At 37.5% G+C, this 15505-nt stretch carries 17 protein-coding genes and 1 pseudogene; 4 read left to right on the forward strand and 14 right to left on the reverse strand.

Annotated elements, in window-relative coordinates:
- Positions 1-279: 279 nt before the first annotated feature.
- Complete coding sequence (locus MHH59_RS22070; protein ID WP_002112000.1) at positions 280-564, reverse strand: post-transcriptional regulator; 285 nt, start codon at positions 562-564, stop codon at positions 280-282.
- A 186-nt stretch (positions 565-750) separates the two neighbouring features.
- On the opposite strand from MHH59_RS22070, the gene spoVB reads away from it, so the two are divergent.
- Positions 751-2310: a stage V sporulation protein B gene (gene spoVB / locus MHH59_RS22075; protein WP_002015313.1), complete on the forward strand. Its 1560-nt coding sequence runs from the start codon at positions 751-753 to the stop codon at positions 2308-2310.
- Positions 2311-2339: 29 nt separating this feature from the next.
- On the opposite strand, the gene MHH59_RS22080 is transcribed toward spoVB, so the two are convergent.
- Positions 2340-2996 carry a DUF421 domain-containing protein gene (locus MHH59_RS22080; protein WP_002143230.1) on the reverse strand — a complete coding sequence of 219 codons (657 nt, stop codon included), beginning with the start codon at positions 2994-2996 and terminating at the stop codon, positions 2340-2342.
- Positions 2997-3100: 104 nt separating this feature from the next.
- Between MHH59_RS22080 and MHH59_RS22085 the strand changes: the two genes are divergently transcribed.
- Positions 3101-3484, forward strand: coding sequence for a TIGR04086 family membrane protein (locus tag MHH59_RS22085; protein ID WP_002015315.1), 384 nt, complete (start codon positions 3101-3103; stop codon positions 3482-3484).
- A 37-nt stretch (positions 3485-3521) separates the two neighbouring features.
- Here MHH59_RS22085 and yajC read toward each other — a convergent pair whose 3' ends face one another.
- From yajC to ruvA, 6 genes are read right to left on the reverse strand one after another with little or no spacing between them, the layout of a single operon-like run.
- Positions 3522-3782 (reverse strand): preprotein translocase subunit YajC, encoded by a 261-nt coding sequence (gene yajC / locus MHH59_RS22090; RefSeq protein WP_002015317.1) that lies wholly within the window; start codon positions 3780-3782, stop codon positions 3522-3524.
- 27 nt (positions 3783-3809) lie between these two features.
- A complete protein-coding gene (gene tgt / locus MHH59_RS22095; protein ID WP_002015319.1) occupies positions 3810-4949 on the reverse strand; it encodes a tRNA guanosine(34) transglycosylase Tgt in 1140 nt (379 codons plus the stop codon).
- A gap of 12 nt (positions 4950-4961) precedes the next feature.
- Positions 4962-6014, reverse strand: coding sequence for a tRNA preQ1(34) S-adenosylmethionine ribosyltransferase-isomerase QueA (gene queA, locus MHH59_RS22100; RefSeq protein ID WP_340852346.1), 1053 nt, complete (start codon positions 6012-6014; stop codon positions 4962-4964).
- 19 nt (positions 6015-6033) lie between these two features.
- The gene (locus MHH59_RS22105) at positions 6034-6234 is read right to left on the reverse strand and encodes a DUF2905 domain-containing protein (protein ID WP_000138161.1); all 201 of its coding nucleotides are present in this window, start codon (positions 6232-6234) and stop codon (positions 6034-6036) included.
- The gene (gene ruvB / locus MHH59_RS22110) at positions 6231-7232 is read right to left on the reverse strand and encodes a Holliday junction branch migration DNA helicase RuvB (protein WP_340852347.1); all 1002 of its coding nucleotides are present in this window, start codon (positions 7230-7232) and stop codon (positions 6231-6233) included. Before ruvB ends, MHH59_RS22105 begins: the two co-directional genes overlap by 4 nt.
- 5 nt (positions 7233-7237) lie before the next feature.
- Positions 7238-7855, reverse strand: a complete 618-nt coding sequence (gene ruvA / locus MHH59_RS22115; protein WP_002088786.1) for a Holliday junction DNA helicase RuvA — start codon at positions 7853-7855, stop codon at positions 7238-7240.
- A gap of 189 nt (positions 7856-8044) precedes the next feature.
- Here ruvA and MHH59_RS22120 point away from each other — a divergent pair, with 189 nt between their 5' ends.
- Positions 8045-8989: an iron-hydroxamate ABC transporter substrate-binding protein gene (locus tag MHH59_RS22120; RefSeq protein WP_002167632.1), complete on the forward strand. Its 945-nt coding sequence runs from the start codon at positions 8045-8047 to the stop codon at positions 8987-8989.
- A 10-nt stretch (positions 8990-8999) separates the two neighbouring features.
- Here MHH59_RS22120 and MHH59_RS22125 read toward each other — a convergent pair whose 3' ends face one another.
- A complete protein-coding gene (locus MHH59_RS22125) occupies positions 9000-9515 on the reverse strand; it encodes a BofC C-terminal domain-containing protein (RefSeq protein ID WP_002167631.1) in 516 nt (171 codons plus the stop codon).
- Between the two features lie 587 nt (positions 9516-10102).
- Here MHH59_RS22125 and MHH59_RS22130 point away from each other — a divergent pair.
- Positions 10103-10537 carry a hypothetical protein gene (locus tag MHH59_RS22130; protein ID WP_002129237.1) on the forward strand — a complete coding sequence of 145 codons (435 nt, stop codon included), beginning with the start codon at positions 10103-10105 and terminating at the stop codon, positions 10535-10537.
- Positions 10538-10569: 32 nt separating this feature from the next.
- On the opposite strand, the gene MHH59_RS22135 is transcribed toward MHH59_RS22130, so the two are convergent.
- From MHH59_RS22135 to nadC, 5 genes and pseudogenes are all read right to left on the reverse strand, one after another.
- Positions 10570-11217, reverse strand: coding sequence for a YhcN/YlaJ family sporulation lipoprotein (locus MHH59_RS22135; protein ID WP_002034140.1), 648 nt, complete (start codon positions 11215-11217; stop codon positions 10570-10572).
- Between the two features lie 180 nt (positions 11218-11397).
- Positions 11398-12324 carry a hypothetical protein gene (locus tag MHH59_RS30880; protein WP_445290619.1) on the reverse strand — a complete coding sequence of 309 codons (927 nt, stop codon included), beginning with the start codon at positions 12322-12324 and terminating at the stop codon, positions 11398-11400.
- Between the two features lie 829 nt (positions 12325-13153).
- Positions 13154-13310: pseudogene (gene safA, locus MHH59_RS30885) on the reverse strand (SafA/ExsA family spore coat assembly protein); the annotation flags it as partial.
- Between the two features lie 224 nt (positions 13311-13534).
- Positions 13535-14641: a quinolinate synthase NadA gene (gene nadA, locus MHH59_RS22145; protein WP_002034162.1), complete on the reverse strand. Its 1107-nt coding sequence runs from the start codon at positions 14639-14641 to the stop codon at positions 13535-13537.
- 30 nt (positions 14642-14671) lie between these two features.
- A complete protein-coding gene (gene nadC, locus MHH59_RS22150; protein WP_002034160.1) occupies positions 14672-15505 on the reverse strand; it encodes a carboxylating nicotinate-nucleotide diphosphorylase in 834 nt (277 codons plus the stop codon).

The following is a 15505-nucleotide window of genomic DNA, read 5'->3' on the forward strand; positions in this document are numbered from 1 at the left end:
TACCCTCTTTCTGCTACTAACACTTTCAATAAATCTCTTACGATTCATTTTCGCACGTGTGCATACGCCTAGTTAGTAGACTTACTTTCTATAAAATACATGTATTTCCGCTAGTTCATCACTAGCTGTGTCGGTAAGCTTTTCACAATACCTACACTATTCATTATTTATTTTTCCTCTTCACTACCTCCTTTATATATAATCTTAGACATAATTAATTCCTCTTTATCAATACCTATCATTATACTGCAAAAGGAAGAACAAACCAATTACAGTCGGTTATTTATTTTCATATTCATCAAACGACCAAAGTGGTGCTTGATATGCTTCAACAGTTAAATAATTCATATATTCATTAGTACTTACTCTTAATACATCATTTACTAATTCATATAACCTAACATCACTATCTATCTTTTTCCACTTTTTCGCCTTGAGAAACTTCCAAATATCATTATCTGTCACTCGGTCGTAACCGAACATTTGAAACTCTTCTACTTTACTTTCTAAAACGACTTGTAACTGTCCGCGGTATGATTCTACCAAAGCCTCTTTATCCAACATATATAACATCTCCTTCTTATTTCAGCACGAAAAGTCGCTTTTAATCCCGCTCTAATGGACAGTAATAACTTCTTTCAAGAGTACCATTCATACTTCACTCTCTTAAATGCTTGTCATTCTTGTCTCATACGTGCATATAAATTATTGTAAATCATTCCATTGATTTTGAGAAGGTAGGAGAAGAGTATGACGAGACAAAGCTTTTTAAAAGGCGCATTTATTTTAATGATAGCCGGTTTTATTACAAAAATCCTTGGATTTATTAACCGCATTGTAATGGCACGTATTTTAGGCGAAGAAGGCGTCGGCCTTTATATGATGGCTGTCCCCACCTTCATTTTAGCAATTACATTAACACAAATTGGCCTTCCTGTTGCAATCGCAAAATTTGTAGCAGAAGCAGAAGCAGTGAACGATAAGCAAAGAGTTAAAAAAATATTAACTGTCTCACTAGCCGTTACATCCATTATTAGTATCATTTTAACAATTGGGATTATGCTACTCACACCTATTTTAGCAAAAACATTATTAACAGATGAAAGAACTTACTATCCATTAATGGCTATTTTACCTGTCGTCCCCGTTATTGCAGTTTCTTCCGTTTTACGTGGTTATTTCCAAGGGAAACAAAACATGAAGCCGAGCGCTTACGCTCAAGTCATAGAACAAGTTGTCCGCATTACAATTATCGCTGTATGCATTCGGTTATTTTTACCTTACGGCGTAGAATATGCTGCAGCCGGTGCCATGCTATCAGCTGTTCTAGGTGAAGTTGCATCTTTATTATTTTTACTTACTTTATTCCAACGCGAAAAACATTTATCTATACGCTCTGGATTTTTCACTACTGTAAAGGAGAGCAAAAATACATTTTATTCCCTTATGGACATTGCTTTACCAACTACAGGAAGCCGTTTAATTGGTTCCGTTTCTTATTTCTTTGAACCTATCGTCGTTATGCAAAGCTTAGCGATCGCCGGCGTTGCTGCTTCTGTCGCAACTCAGCAATACGGTATATTAAACGGATATGCGTTCCCACTTCTATCACTGCCAGCCTTTATTACATATGCTCTTTCTACAGCACTCGTCCCATCAATTAGCGAGGCAATGGCAAAGAGACAACACAAATTAGTAGAACACCGATTACAACAAGCACTTCGAATTTCCTTAATAACCGGCGGATGGTCAGTCGTTATATTATATGTATTTGCTTCTCCAGTTTTAACTCTCATGTACGGATCAGACAACGCGGCCGCTTTCATCCAGCTTCTTGCACCTTGCTTTTTATTTCATTATTTTCAAAGCCCCCTTACATCTGTGTTGCAAGCTTTAAACTTAGCACGCGCTGCTATGATGAACACATTTATTGGCGCTATCGTAAAATTAATCGTTATCTTTGTACTCGCTTCACGCCCAGAGTTCCAAATGATGGGGGTTGCCCTCGCCATCGCAGCAAATATAGTAACCGTAACATTCCTTCACTACGCCACTGTTTTAAAGAAAATTGCATTTACCATTTATGCAAAAGACTATATTTTCGGCGGAATTGCTATCGGGATTGCTGGTACCTTCGGTTTTTATCTTCATAAGTATATCGTTTTTTCTCATTCACTTGGCATACAAACATTATGGGAAATCACTTTAACAACAATCGTTTATATCGTTCTCCTCTTCGTTTTCAAACTCATTCGAAAAGAAGAATTAAGTCGTCTCCCTATCATTCGGAAACTTTCATTTTTGAAGTAAGCAGGCTTGCCATTCAAAATGGTAAGCCTCTAATTTTCTTTCAAATCAACGAAAAACTGTCCATTTTGAAAACTACAATATAAAATCCGTTTCACATCTTTATAACCTAAGTTATTCAGTTTCTCAACGAGCCACCCATCTGTATGTTCGATCATTTGCAAATGATTGTATTGAATTTCTCCATCAATAATTAGTGGGAGTGTAAAAATTGGTGTATCATTTTTGCTCTTTTTACTTTTTTGTTTTTGAAAGACAGATAACTTTCCAGATGGTTCTAAAATAGCGTATTCTACATCACGCACATCTCCGATTCCTTGCTCACGTAGTTGCATCAATAAATCATCTATGTTATATCGCTGCTTCCGCATCTTTTTTTCATCAATTTTACCTGCATTCACAAGAATCGCAGGCTCCCCTTCTATTAAATGCCGAAAACGCTGAAACTTTAAAGAAATGACCGACAAAATGATTTGTATACACATAAGAAAAGTCATTGGAACTAATTGATGCCAAAGTGATTTATCTGTATTTTCGATTGCCACTACAGCCATTTCACCGAGCATAATGAATACAACTAAATCTAATACACTTAATTCTCCAATTTCACGTTTACCCATAAGACGAAAAATAATTAAAATGATTATATACAAAAGCATTGTTCGTCCGATTATTGATACCCATTCCATTTCTACATCCCCTTTTTTTACTTATAGGCTCCCCTACAAAAAAAGAAACTAGTCTAACTTAAACAAAATGAAAATATGCTTGTATTAAAAAGGGGGAATGCATAATGGATGGAACGAAAAAATTATCGAGCGCAATCGGCTTCGGTATTATTACCCTATTAATCCTCGCATCTATTACAAGTATGATCATGGCTCTTTTATTAAAATTTACGAATATTAATGAAGGGACATTAGTAATTATTATTTTTATAATAGCCCTTCTATCTATGCTTATGTCCGGATTTATTGCTGGTAAAAAGGCACAAGGAAAAGGATGGCTAGTAGGTTTCACAACAGGCCTTACATTCGCTATTCTCGTCTTTCTCGTTAACTATTTAGGCTTCTCTCAAACTTTATCGAACTCACAGTTACTCTACCAATTAGCATTGATGGGTGCGAGTACACTCGGAGGTATTTTCGGTGTAAATATGTCAAAACAAAATAGTTAAAAAAAGGCCCTGCACATTTCATGCAGGGCCTTCATCATTAGTTTTTCACAACTTCACGAATCGCATTGCGATCGAAAGTTAAGTGTGCACCACCAGATTTAACAACAATTTTTGTTTCATCCACTGATTCGATTGTAGCGTGTAAACCACCGATTGTTACGATAGCATCACCTTTTTTGATTTCATTTTGCATTTGTGCAACTGCTTTTTGACGCTTTTGTTGCGGGCGAATTAATAAGAAATAGAAAATCGCAAACATCGCAACAATCATAACGATATTCATCATACCTGCATTCATCTTGTGTTCCTCCTTTTAAATTATGTATTAGAAGTTTTTAGCATTCGGTTTATTAAAGCCATACTGTTCAAAGAACTCTTCGCGGAAATCGCCAAGACGGTCTTCACGAATAGCTTGTCTCACCTGCTCCATTAAGTTTAACAGAAAATGAAGGTTGTGATAAGACGTTAAACGAATTCCGAACGTTTCATCACATTTCATTAAGTGACGAATGTACGCACGAGAATAGTTTTTACATGTGTAGCAATCACAGTTCGGATCAAGCGGCCCGAAGTCTCTAGCGAATTTCGCATTTTTCACAACTAAGCGGCCTTCACTTGTCATACATGTACCATTTCGAGCGATACGAGTTGGAAGTACACAGTCAAACATATCAACACCGCGAATCGCACCATCAATTAACGAGTCAGGAGAACCTACACCCATTAAGTAACGTGGTTTATCATCAGGAAGAAGTGGTGTTGTAAACTCAAGAACACGATTCATAATATCCTTCGGTTCACCAACAGATAGACCGCCGATAGCATAGCCAGGGAAGTCCATTGAAACAAGATCTTTCGCACTTTGACGACGAAGTTCTTCAAACTCCCCGCCCTGTACAATACCGAATAAACCTTGATCTTGCGGACGTTCATGCGCCTTTAGGCAACGCTCTGCCCAGCGGCTTGTACGCTCTACCGACTTTTTCATGTATTCAAAAGTAGCTGGGAACGGTGGACACTCATCAAATGCCATCATGATATCTGAACCTAATGCATTTTGGATTTCCATCGCTTTTTCTGGAGATAAGAATAATTTATCGCCATTTAAGTGATTGCGGAAATGAACACCTTCCTCTTCAATACGTCGGAAATCACTTAAGCTAAATACTTGGAATCCACCTGAATCCGTTAAGATTGCACGATCCCAGTTCATAAACTTATGCAAGCCACCTGCTTCACGAATAATTTCGTGGCCTGGACGTAGCCATAAATGATACGTATTGCTTAAAATAATGCCAGAATCCATTGCTTTTAATTCTTCTGGTGACATTGTTTTAACTGTTGCAAGTGTACCAACTGGCATAAATGTCGGTGTATCAAATGAGCCGTGTGGCGTGTGCACTCGACCTAAACGCGCACCCGTTTGTTTACAAGTTTTAATAAATTCATAACGAATTGCTGTCATAATTTACTCCTTTTATTTGTTTCTCATTTTAGCGTGAGATGCAACGAACATCGCATCACCGAAACTAAAGAAACGATATTTTTCTTTTACTGCTTCATTATAAGCATGAAGTACATTATCTCTATTTGAAAATGCACTTACAAGCATAATTAATGTTGATTTCGGCAAATGGAAGTTTGTAATTAAACCATCAATTGCTTTAAATTCATATCCTGGATACATAAAAATATCTGTCCAGCCAGAAGCTGCGCAAAGCTTACCACTATTATCTGTCGCAATCGTTTCTAACGTACGAGTTGATGTCGTACCTACAGTAATAATACGGCCGCCATTCTCTTTCACGCGGTTTAATAACGCCGCAGTCTCTTCAGACATATGGTAATACTCTGCGTGCATATGATGCTCTTCAATAGTATCTGCAGAAACTGGTCTAAAAGTTCCAAGTCCTACATGGAGTGTAATGAATGCTAACCCGACGCCTTTTTGCTTCAATTTCTCAAGTAACTCTTCTGTAAAGTGAAGGCCAGCCGTCGGTGCTGCTGCTGAACCGATTTCCTTCGCATATACCGTTTGATAACGATCGCGATCTTCTAGCGTCTCTTTAATATATGGAGGAAGTGGCATTTCTCCAAGCTCGTCTAAAATTTCATAAAAGATGCCGTCATATGAAAACTCAAGTTGACGCCCACCTTGATCTGCTGTTCCAATGCAAGTTGCTTTTAACTTTCCTTCACCAAAAGAGATGACAGTTCCTTCTTTTACACGCTTCGCTGGCTTTATAAGCGTTTCCCACTTATCGCCTTCCTCTTGTTTCAAAAGAAGCACTTCAATGTGTGCACCTGTATCTTCTTTCACACCGTGCAAGCGAGCTGGCATCACTTTCGTTTCATTTAAAACTAAGCAATCCCCCTCTTGTAAGTAAGAAAGAATGTCTGTAAAATGTTTATGCCCAATATCTCCTGTTTCACGGTCTAACACCATCAATCTTGATGTTTCACGCTCTTCAAGCGGAATTTGTGCAATGAGTTCTTCTGGTAAATGAAAATCAAACAGATTAATATCCATAACTGTATCCACCTATTTCTTATTTGAATCGATTTATTATATACATAATGAAAGATAATGCAATACTTAACACAATACATGTAATGATAGGAAAATAAAAGGTAACGTTACCTTTTTTCACAAAAATATCGCCTGGAAGCCTTCCTATGAACTTCCAAGCTAATCCAACAACAATGAGCAAAATACCAGCTGTAATAAGCAGCTTTGGCATCTCCGTCATACTTTGGGCATCTCCATTCCGAAATGCTCATATGCGAGCGGTGTTACGATCCGGCCTCTTGGCGTTCTTTGTAAAAAGCCAATTTGTAATAAATACGGCTCATACACATCTTCAATCGTATGAGATTCTTCCCCAATCGTTGCTGAAACAGTTTCTAATCCAACTGGACCACCGCGGAACTTTTCAATAATACCAAGCAGTAATTTATGGTCGATATGATCAAGTCCTAATTTATCTACTTGTAATAGTTCTAACGCCATTTGTGTAATTTCCATCGCAATCGTTCCGTCACTGCGAACTTGTGCGAAGTCACGTACACGTCGTAATAGACGATTCGCAATACGAGGTGTACCACGGGCACGTCTTGCAATTTCTAATGCAGCTAACGAATCTATTTCAACTTCAAACACTTCTGCTGTGCGTTCTACAATCGCAGAAAGCTGATCTACTGTATAGTACTCTAATCGTGAAAGTACACCGAAACGGTCACGAAGTGGTGCTGATAATGCACCTGCACGCGTCGTTGCCCCAACTAGCGTAAATGGAGGTAAATCTAGGCGTACAGAGCGAGCTGATGGTCCTTTCCCAATAACGATATCAAGGCAAAAGTCTTCCATCGCTGGGTATAGCACTTCTTCAATAGATCTATGCAAACGATGAATTTCATCAATAAATAATACATCTCCTGGCTGAAGCGCTGTTAATACAGCTGCTAAATCTCCTGGTCTTTCAATTGCGGGACCTGACGTCGTTCGAATGTTAACACCCATTTCATTGGCAATAATATTCGCAAGCGTCGTTTTACCAATTCCAGGTGGGCCATATAAAAGTACGTGATCTAACGTTTCTTCACGCATTTTCGCCGCTTCAATAAACACTTCTAAATTATGTTTCGCTTTATCTTGGCCAATGTACTGACGGAGCGTCTGTGGCCGTAATGAATACTCTAAATCCGCATCTTCGTATCCAGATTCCCCTGAAAGGAGACGTTCGTCCATTATACTCACCTCTTACCATTTAGTAAAAGACTAAGTGCCTTTTTAATATATTGATCCGTCGTTAGTGATTCTTTTAATAACTCTGGTACAACGCGAGAGACTTCTCGTTCTGCATAGCCAAGTGCACGCAGTGCTTCCAGTGCTTCATCAAGTTCAACTGATGAACCTTTCTTCGTATCAAAACTTTCAGTATCTGAGAACAAATCAACAAACGCATCTGGTACAACATCTGCTAGTTTTCCTTTTAAATCTAAAATCATTTGGCGCGCTGTTTTCTTTCCGACGCCTGGGAACTTCACTAAGAACTTCTCATCTTCATGTTCAATCGCTTGAACGACCTGTCCGGTTTGACCAGAAGCTAAAATTGCAAGAGCACCTTTTGGTCCAATCCCCGATACACCTAACAATTTTGTAAATAATAAACGCTCTTCACGTGTTTTAAAACCGTAAAGTGCCATAATATCTTCTCTCACATAATGATATGTATAGACACGGATTTCTTGCTTACTTCTTTGAAATACATACGGATTTGGTGTGAAAATTTGATAACCAATTCCATTATGGTCAATTACGACATATTCCGGTCCTACATACTCCACGTAACCTGTAACATATTCAAACAAAATACGATCTCTCCCTCTCAAATCATGTATTCCATTTTAACATATTTAACAATAGAAAAGCGAGACTGCCCCAACAAATGTTCCCCGTTTACAATTTCCGTTTTTTTCTATTGACATAAATACAAAAAGAACATTACTATACAGGAGTCAATAATGATTATCAATATTAATTAAAGGGGTTACATCAGGATGAAACAAAAGCTATTTATTTTATTTACTATCATGCTAGTTGTTCTTTCTATCGTTGGCTGTTCTTCTCAAAAAGAAGAAGAAAAAACAAAAGAACAACCGAAAACAAAAGTTGTAAAACATGCTAAAGGGGAAGCAACAATTCCAGCTAATCCAAAGAGAATTGTTGATTTATCTGGATCAACAGAGGAATTATTAATCCTTGGACATAAACCTGTTGGCACAGCAAACACATATAAAGATAAAATCCAAAATCATTTAACTGAAAAGTTAGACGGAGTAAAAGCAGTTGGCTGGTATTGGGCACCTAAAGTTGATTTAGAGGCTGTTACTGCTTTAAAACCAGACTTAATTATTTTAAACAATCGTCAATTGAAAATTTATGATCAACTAGAAAAAGTGGCACCGACAGTTGTTCTGGAAACAAATCTAGAAGACTGGCGCGGTAAGTTTAAAGAAGTAGGTAAACTATTTGACGAAGAAAAGAAAGCAGACAAATGGATTGCAGATTACGATAAAAAAGCAGACTCTTTATCTAAAAAAATTAAAGAGAAAACAAAAGATGAGAACTTTATGTTCGTTGCAGTTACACCACAAAACTTCCGTGTATACGGTAGCTTCGGATACGGTGACATCATCTTTAACGACTTAAAGCTTCCAGCAACAAAAGGTACAGATTTAAAACAAACGATGGCACAAGTATCACTAGAAGGTCTTGTTGCATTCCAGCCTGATCAAATGTTTATTGTAAACTTCGGCGGAGAAGCTGATAAAGTGTACGAAGACTATAAAAACAGTGCGGTTTGGAAAGATAATAAAGCAGTAAAAAACAATCACGTATATGAAGTATCGAATGAAGCCTTCAATACGAAAGCATTCAATCCAATCGGAAAAGATATGCTAATTGATGAAATCGCAAAAGAGATTTTAGCTAAGAATAAATAAAAAAAGCAGCTCACCCTGAGCTGCTTTTTTTATTATTTTGCACTGCGTATTGCTTCATTTTTTCGATTGTCTTCACGAATCCTTCTTTTGACTTAATACGAATACCACGCTTTAGTTTTGCTCGCTCATAACTCTCAAGCTTTTTCATATCAATTTGAAAGAAGGAATGGATCGCGTTATCACTTTTCGGTACCCCTTTAAAAATTTGCAATATCCCCTCCTCTGAAACACCAAAATAACCGCTCGTTTTCAGTAAAGGAGAAATATCATCAACTTTCCTTTGTAATACGATTTGCACATCATCACGATCAACAAGTTGCCATTCTTTATATTGCTGCAAAAACTTTTCTAAATCCGCTACTTTTTCTGTCAGTATTTCCTCGCTTACTTCTCCATCAACATACATACGCTCTAATAAAATTGTAACTTCAGGTACTTTTTCTGTTATTTCTGCCCTCACATCGGATCCATAAGCTAAGCAAAACATCACAACGAAAGCTTGCACTGCAATTAGCATCCATTTCATTTCCGTTCACCTCTTCTAGGCAAAATCATACTTTCATTTGTAGCTTTTCCGGAAATGGGGGTTTTATCCATATAAACAATAGCATTAAATTTCTAAGGAAAATAAAGTGAAACTTTAATCAGTGGGGGGTTTTGTTCATCCCCCCACTGATTATTAGTTGAACCAATCGGGCTTTTACGGGCAGTTGATCTCCCACCTAACTCCCTCGCATTCGCCGAATTTTGAGGTGGGAGTCTTACTGCCCGTTAATGCGGGACAAAAAATGCAGATAAGGGTTAATCCTCATCTGCATGTATCATTTACTTTTATATAAAATGAAAGACGCCTGCAAAGCAGGCGTCTGATGCGTTTACGGCGAAAGACCAGGCGACCACATTCGCGTGTTTAGCACTTAAGCATATCTCTCGACTTACGTAAATTAGCTCATCGCTTTGCTAATATAACATTAACAAGGTAGAAGCGCAATATATTTCTAAATATATTTTTCTTCCTCTTTCAACCAATTGAAATTTATGTAAATTATAAATGGATTAATGCAATATATATGTTACAATTAATACTATAAATATAAACAGGGGATGAATGTCTTGAAAAAAATTAAAGATGAACGCCTCATACTTCAAATGTTAAAAAACATACGTATTGCCTTTCTTTTTCAATCAATTGGTATAATCGGAATTTTAGGCTATATCGGATTCACAGAAGGAATGGATCAAATTACGAAATCTCCATTGTGGTTATTATTTATTCTTACAAGTATTGTACTTAGTTATTTACAGTTAAGCGTTTCTATCGATGTAGAAGAAAGCGAAAATGAAATAAAGTTAACTCCTTATTACAAAATTATTTTACGCTCTCTTATTGTAGGAATTATCATGGCTATTATTTATATCATTTTCAGTCCAGAAAGACCTCTATTTGAAGCTATTTTAACAGGTGGTATTCTCTTCATATGCTTTTTAGCGTCTTACTCCGTTAGTTATTTTATAAAAAAACGACGTTTACAAGACGACGATGAATAAAGAGGAAGGGCTATCCCTTCCTCTTTAATTTGTTATCGCATAGTACCAGTCAGACCGTAACGAATGTCTCGGAACATATTTGTTATGTCACGATTAAAATCGTTTGTAGCTGTGCCGTTACGTAAACGCGTACTCATTGCATCGACACGAGTAAACATGTCATTTCTTACAGAAACATATACGTTTCTATTTCCAACTTCATTCACAACAGCTTGACGAATTTCGTTCGCCATCGCTGTTTCATTCGTCGCTGTATTACGTGGTTTTACCGCAATCGCTACATCGTTTCCATATACAACTGTAGAAACTCGGTCTACGTTATTCATACGTTTCACACGATTCGTAATTTTCTCCGCAGTTTTACCATCATTGTTAATGTATGAATTGTTCATTGTAATATTACGAGTTGGATGTGGATTAGCAATTTGCCCATTGTAATTTACATCACGGTAATAATTATTATATCCTGTATCGTTACGACCGTTTCTATATGTTACATAATCTGTAGAACGATCGTTACGCGCTACATTATCACGATACTGGTGTGTATCATTATAAGATGTACGCTCGTAATTGTAGTTACGTCCATCCATCGCATTATTATCTTTTGGTGTACCACATGCAGCTAATGCACTGGTAACTAACAAAGAAGCAGCAATAACCTTTACTTTCGTATTCAATACAAAAACCCCCTCTGTTAGAATGAACTTCTCTTTCGAAAAGCTCCCCCTTATGATGAGTAACAGAGAGGGTTTTTACACTGTTAATATTTCACTAGGAATTTTCTAGCACTTAATGTAAATTCACCATATTCCTGACTATCACGAATACAAAAAAGGTGGGAATAACCCCACCTTTTTTTAAACTTCCTCTTCGTCCTCTTCTTCTGAAACTGGTTCTCCAAATACGTTTGGTGGGTCCGGCTGATAATACATCGTTCCTGGCTGTGGTGCATATGCTGGCTGAGTTGGTTGATAATATAAAGGATTGGCGTATTGTGGTCCACCCGGTTGCGGACTATATAACCTACTCTCTCCTCCGCATCCACAATCTTCTTCCCCTTGTACAAGTGGTGGCATATTATTATCCATTGGCATCATATTTGGATTTGGCATAGAAGTATATTGCGGTGCCATTTGTTGATACGGCATTTGATTGTATGGATTTTGTTGCTGATACTGCGGATATGGCGGCATCATTGGCTGTTGATATGGCATCATGTTCGGCATTTGATTGTTATCCATTATCGGCATCATGTTTGGCATTTGATTGTTATCCATTATCGGCATCATGTTCGGCATTTGATTGTTATCCATTATCGGCATCATGTTCGGCATTTGATTGTTATCCATTATTGGCATCATGTTCGGCATTTGATTGTTATCCATTATTGGCATCATGTTTGGCATTTGGTTGTTATCCATTATCGGCATCATGTTTGGCATCTGGTTGTTATCCATTATCGGCATCATGTTTGGCATTTGGTTGTTATCCATTATCGGCATCATATTTGGCATTTGGTTGTTATCCATTATCGGCATCATATTTGGCATTTGGTTGTTATCCATTATCGGCATCATATTTGGTGGTTGATTGTTATCCATTATTGGCATTATATTTGGTGGTTGATTGTTATCCATTATTGGCATTATATTTGGTGGTTGATTGTTATCCATTATTGGCATTATATTCGGCACTTGAATATTAGGCGGTATTACTTGCGGGATAATAACACTTTCTTTTGATACGTTTGATGAGACTATGCTTCCTACATTTTCTTTTTTCACTTGCGGCGACACTATATTCCCTACATTTCTTCTTTCTTCACTTGCGGCGACACTATATTCCCTACATTCTCTTTCTTCACTTGCGGCGACACTATATTCCCTACATTTTCTTTCTTCACTTGCGGCGACACTATATTCCCTACATTCTCTTTCTTCACTTGCGGCGACACTATATTCCCTACATTCTCTTTCTTCACTTGCGGCGACACTATATTCCCTACATTCTCTTTCTTCACTTGCGGCGACACTATATTCCCTACATTCTCTTTCTTCACTTGCGGTGACACTATGTTTCCTATATTGTCTTTTTTCGTTTGCGGAGAAATGACATTGTTAGGTTTCATTTTATTAATTTGAGGAGCAATTAACTCGCTTCCCTTTTTTATTACGTCTGAAATTTTATATTCTTTTTTCGCTTTAATTGGTGGTTGCGGTGGCTGTGGTAACACATTGATAGAAAATTTAGTATTTTCTTTTGTAGTAGGTTTTAGTTTTTCTACTTTCTCTACAACAGGTGGTTTTTGAATGACAGGCGGCTTTTCAACTGGCTTCTCTTTTTGAATCGGAATTTCTTTTTGCACTTCTTTTTGTGGCTTCACTTGCACTTCCTTTTGCGGCTTCACCTGTATTTCTTTTTGCGGTTTTATCTGCATTTCTTTTTGCGTTTGTTGCATAGCTGGTTGTTGTGTAATAGGTGTTGATTGATACGTGATCTCATCTTCATCTTCTATTGCAAGTGGCGTTGGTGTTGATGCAAACTCTTTTTGCTGCACCTCTTTTACATATTGTTTCGGGGGCGCTGAACCCGATCCAGTTTGTTGTTTCACATGAACGCTATGCGATGGCACTTTAATTTTCATCCCTGGCATAATTAGGTCTGGATTGCTAAGCTGTGTATTTGTTTTTTTTAGCGTTTCAAAATCCACTCCGTACTTTTTTGCAATTTTCCAAAGGGTCTCCCCTTTTTGCACGATATGAATTTTCAAATTTTCCCCCTCCTGTATAACTTATCTATAAGTAAAAACACTTTGAAGTAACACTTTCTAAACAACATTAACTTCTTTTACTTTTATCACTTCTTCTATTTTCAATATGATTCGAAGTGGAATAAGCATAGAAAAACCGCAATGATTTCCTCAACACAATGTATGCCTATTCCATCCTTGTTATGATTATATGTACGAAAAAAAGCAACGGAAATCCCGCTGCTTTAAACGCGCTCTAACATACGATTTAATGCAAGAACTGCCTCTTCTGTTACTTGTTTCTCTACACGAATAACGTTAATTTGTTCTCCTCTTTCTATGTTCTCAAGTACCCATAACAGGTGAGGTAAGTCAATTCGGTTCATCGTTAAGCAAGGACACATAAACGGATTTAGCGAAATAATTTCTTTATCTGGATGTTGCTGAATAATTCGGTTCACTAAATTCATCTCTGTACCAATCGCCCACTTACTTCCCGCCGGAGCTGCTTCAATCATATCAATAATATATTTCGTTGATCCTGCATAATCAGAAGCAGCAACCACTTCATAACAACATTCAGGGTGAACAATAATATTCATATCCGGATGATTTTTTCGCACATTTTCAATATTTTTCACAGTGAAGTTTTGATGAACAGAACAATGGCCTTTCCATAAAATCACTTGAATTTCTTCTATATCTCCATCGTACTCTAATGAATCTGTATGCGGGTTCCACACTGCCATTTTTTCTAACGGAATACCTAAATCATACGCTGTATTTCTTCCTAAATGTTGGTCTGGTAAAAAGACGAGACGCTCTTTTTGTGTAAACGCCCAAGACACCATTTGTTTTGCATTTGAAGAGGTTACTGTTGCCCCTCCATTACGACCACAAAACGCTTTGATCGCAGCTGTTGAATTTACATACGTTAATGGAATCATCGTATCCCCAAATAATTTCGCGAGCTCTTTCCACGCTCTTTCTGTTTGTTCAATATCTGCCATATCTGCCATAGAACAGCCGGCACGCATATCTGGTAAGATGACAATTTGATCATCTGTCGTTAACATATCTGCCGTTTCTGCCATAAAGTGCACACCACAAAACACAATATATTTTGCCTCTTTATTATTCGCTGCAACTTGCGCGAGTTGAAGTGAGTCCCCTGCTGCATCTGAAAATTGCACCACTTCATCTTTTTGATAATGATGTCCTGGAATAAATAGTAATGCCCCCATTTTTTCTTTAATTTCACGGACACGCTCTTCCATCTCTAATATAGACATCGTTTGATAACGCTCTGGTAACATTACTTCGATTGGCTGAACTTTCTCTAAAATACCCATTTATGATTCTCCCCCTCTAAACCACTCTCATTAGGCCTCAATATTAAAACTAATATCAAGTGCTTTCACTGAATGTGTTAACGCTCCAAGTGAAATATAATCTACCCCTGTTTTTCCGTATTTTGATAAATCTTCAATTGTAATACCACCTGAAGCCTCCGTGACGATGGCACTTGGTACAATTTTTGAAAACTCACGAATCTCTTCTGGCGTACGATTATCGAACATAATAACATCTGCGCCGGCCTCTACTGCTTCTCTTACTTGCGCCTCTGTCTCTGTTTCGACTTCTACTTTCACCATATGTCCCAATCTTTCTTTCACCGATGTAACAGCTTTTGTAATCGAGCCAGCAAAAGCAATATGATTGTCTTTAATCATGACACCATCATATAAACCGAATCTGTGGTTAAATCCGCCCCCGCATACTACAGCATATTTATCAAACATACGTAGTCCTGGCATCGTTTTTCTCGTATCACAAATGCGTGTATGACTGCTATCTAAAGCAAAAACCGCCTTACGTGTCATCGTCGCTATCCCGCTCATACGCTGAATAACGTTTAATATAACGCGCTCTGCCGTTAATAATGATGCGATTGGGCCTTGCACGGTTGCAATTATTTCTCCTTTTTCTACAAGATCCCCATCTTTTTTATGAAGTTCAACTCCAATTCTCTGATCAATTAATTTAAATCCTTCTTCAATTACTAAGCACCCTGCAAATACCCCTGTATCCTTTACAAGAAACGTTCCTTTCGCAAGTGCATTATCGGGAAAGATAAGCTGAGATGTTACATCTCTTTCTCCTATATCTTCTAGAAAAAATCGATTTAATGCTTCCTTAACTTTTAACGTATTCAT

The sequence above is a fragment of the Bacillus sp. FSL E2-0195 genome, from assembly GCF_038003645.1.
Taxonomy (GTDB): domain Bacteria; phylum Bacillota; class Bacilli; order Bacillales; family Bacillaceae_G; genus Bacillus_A; species Bacillus_A mycoides.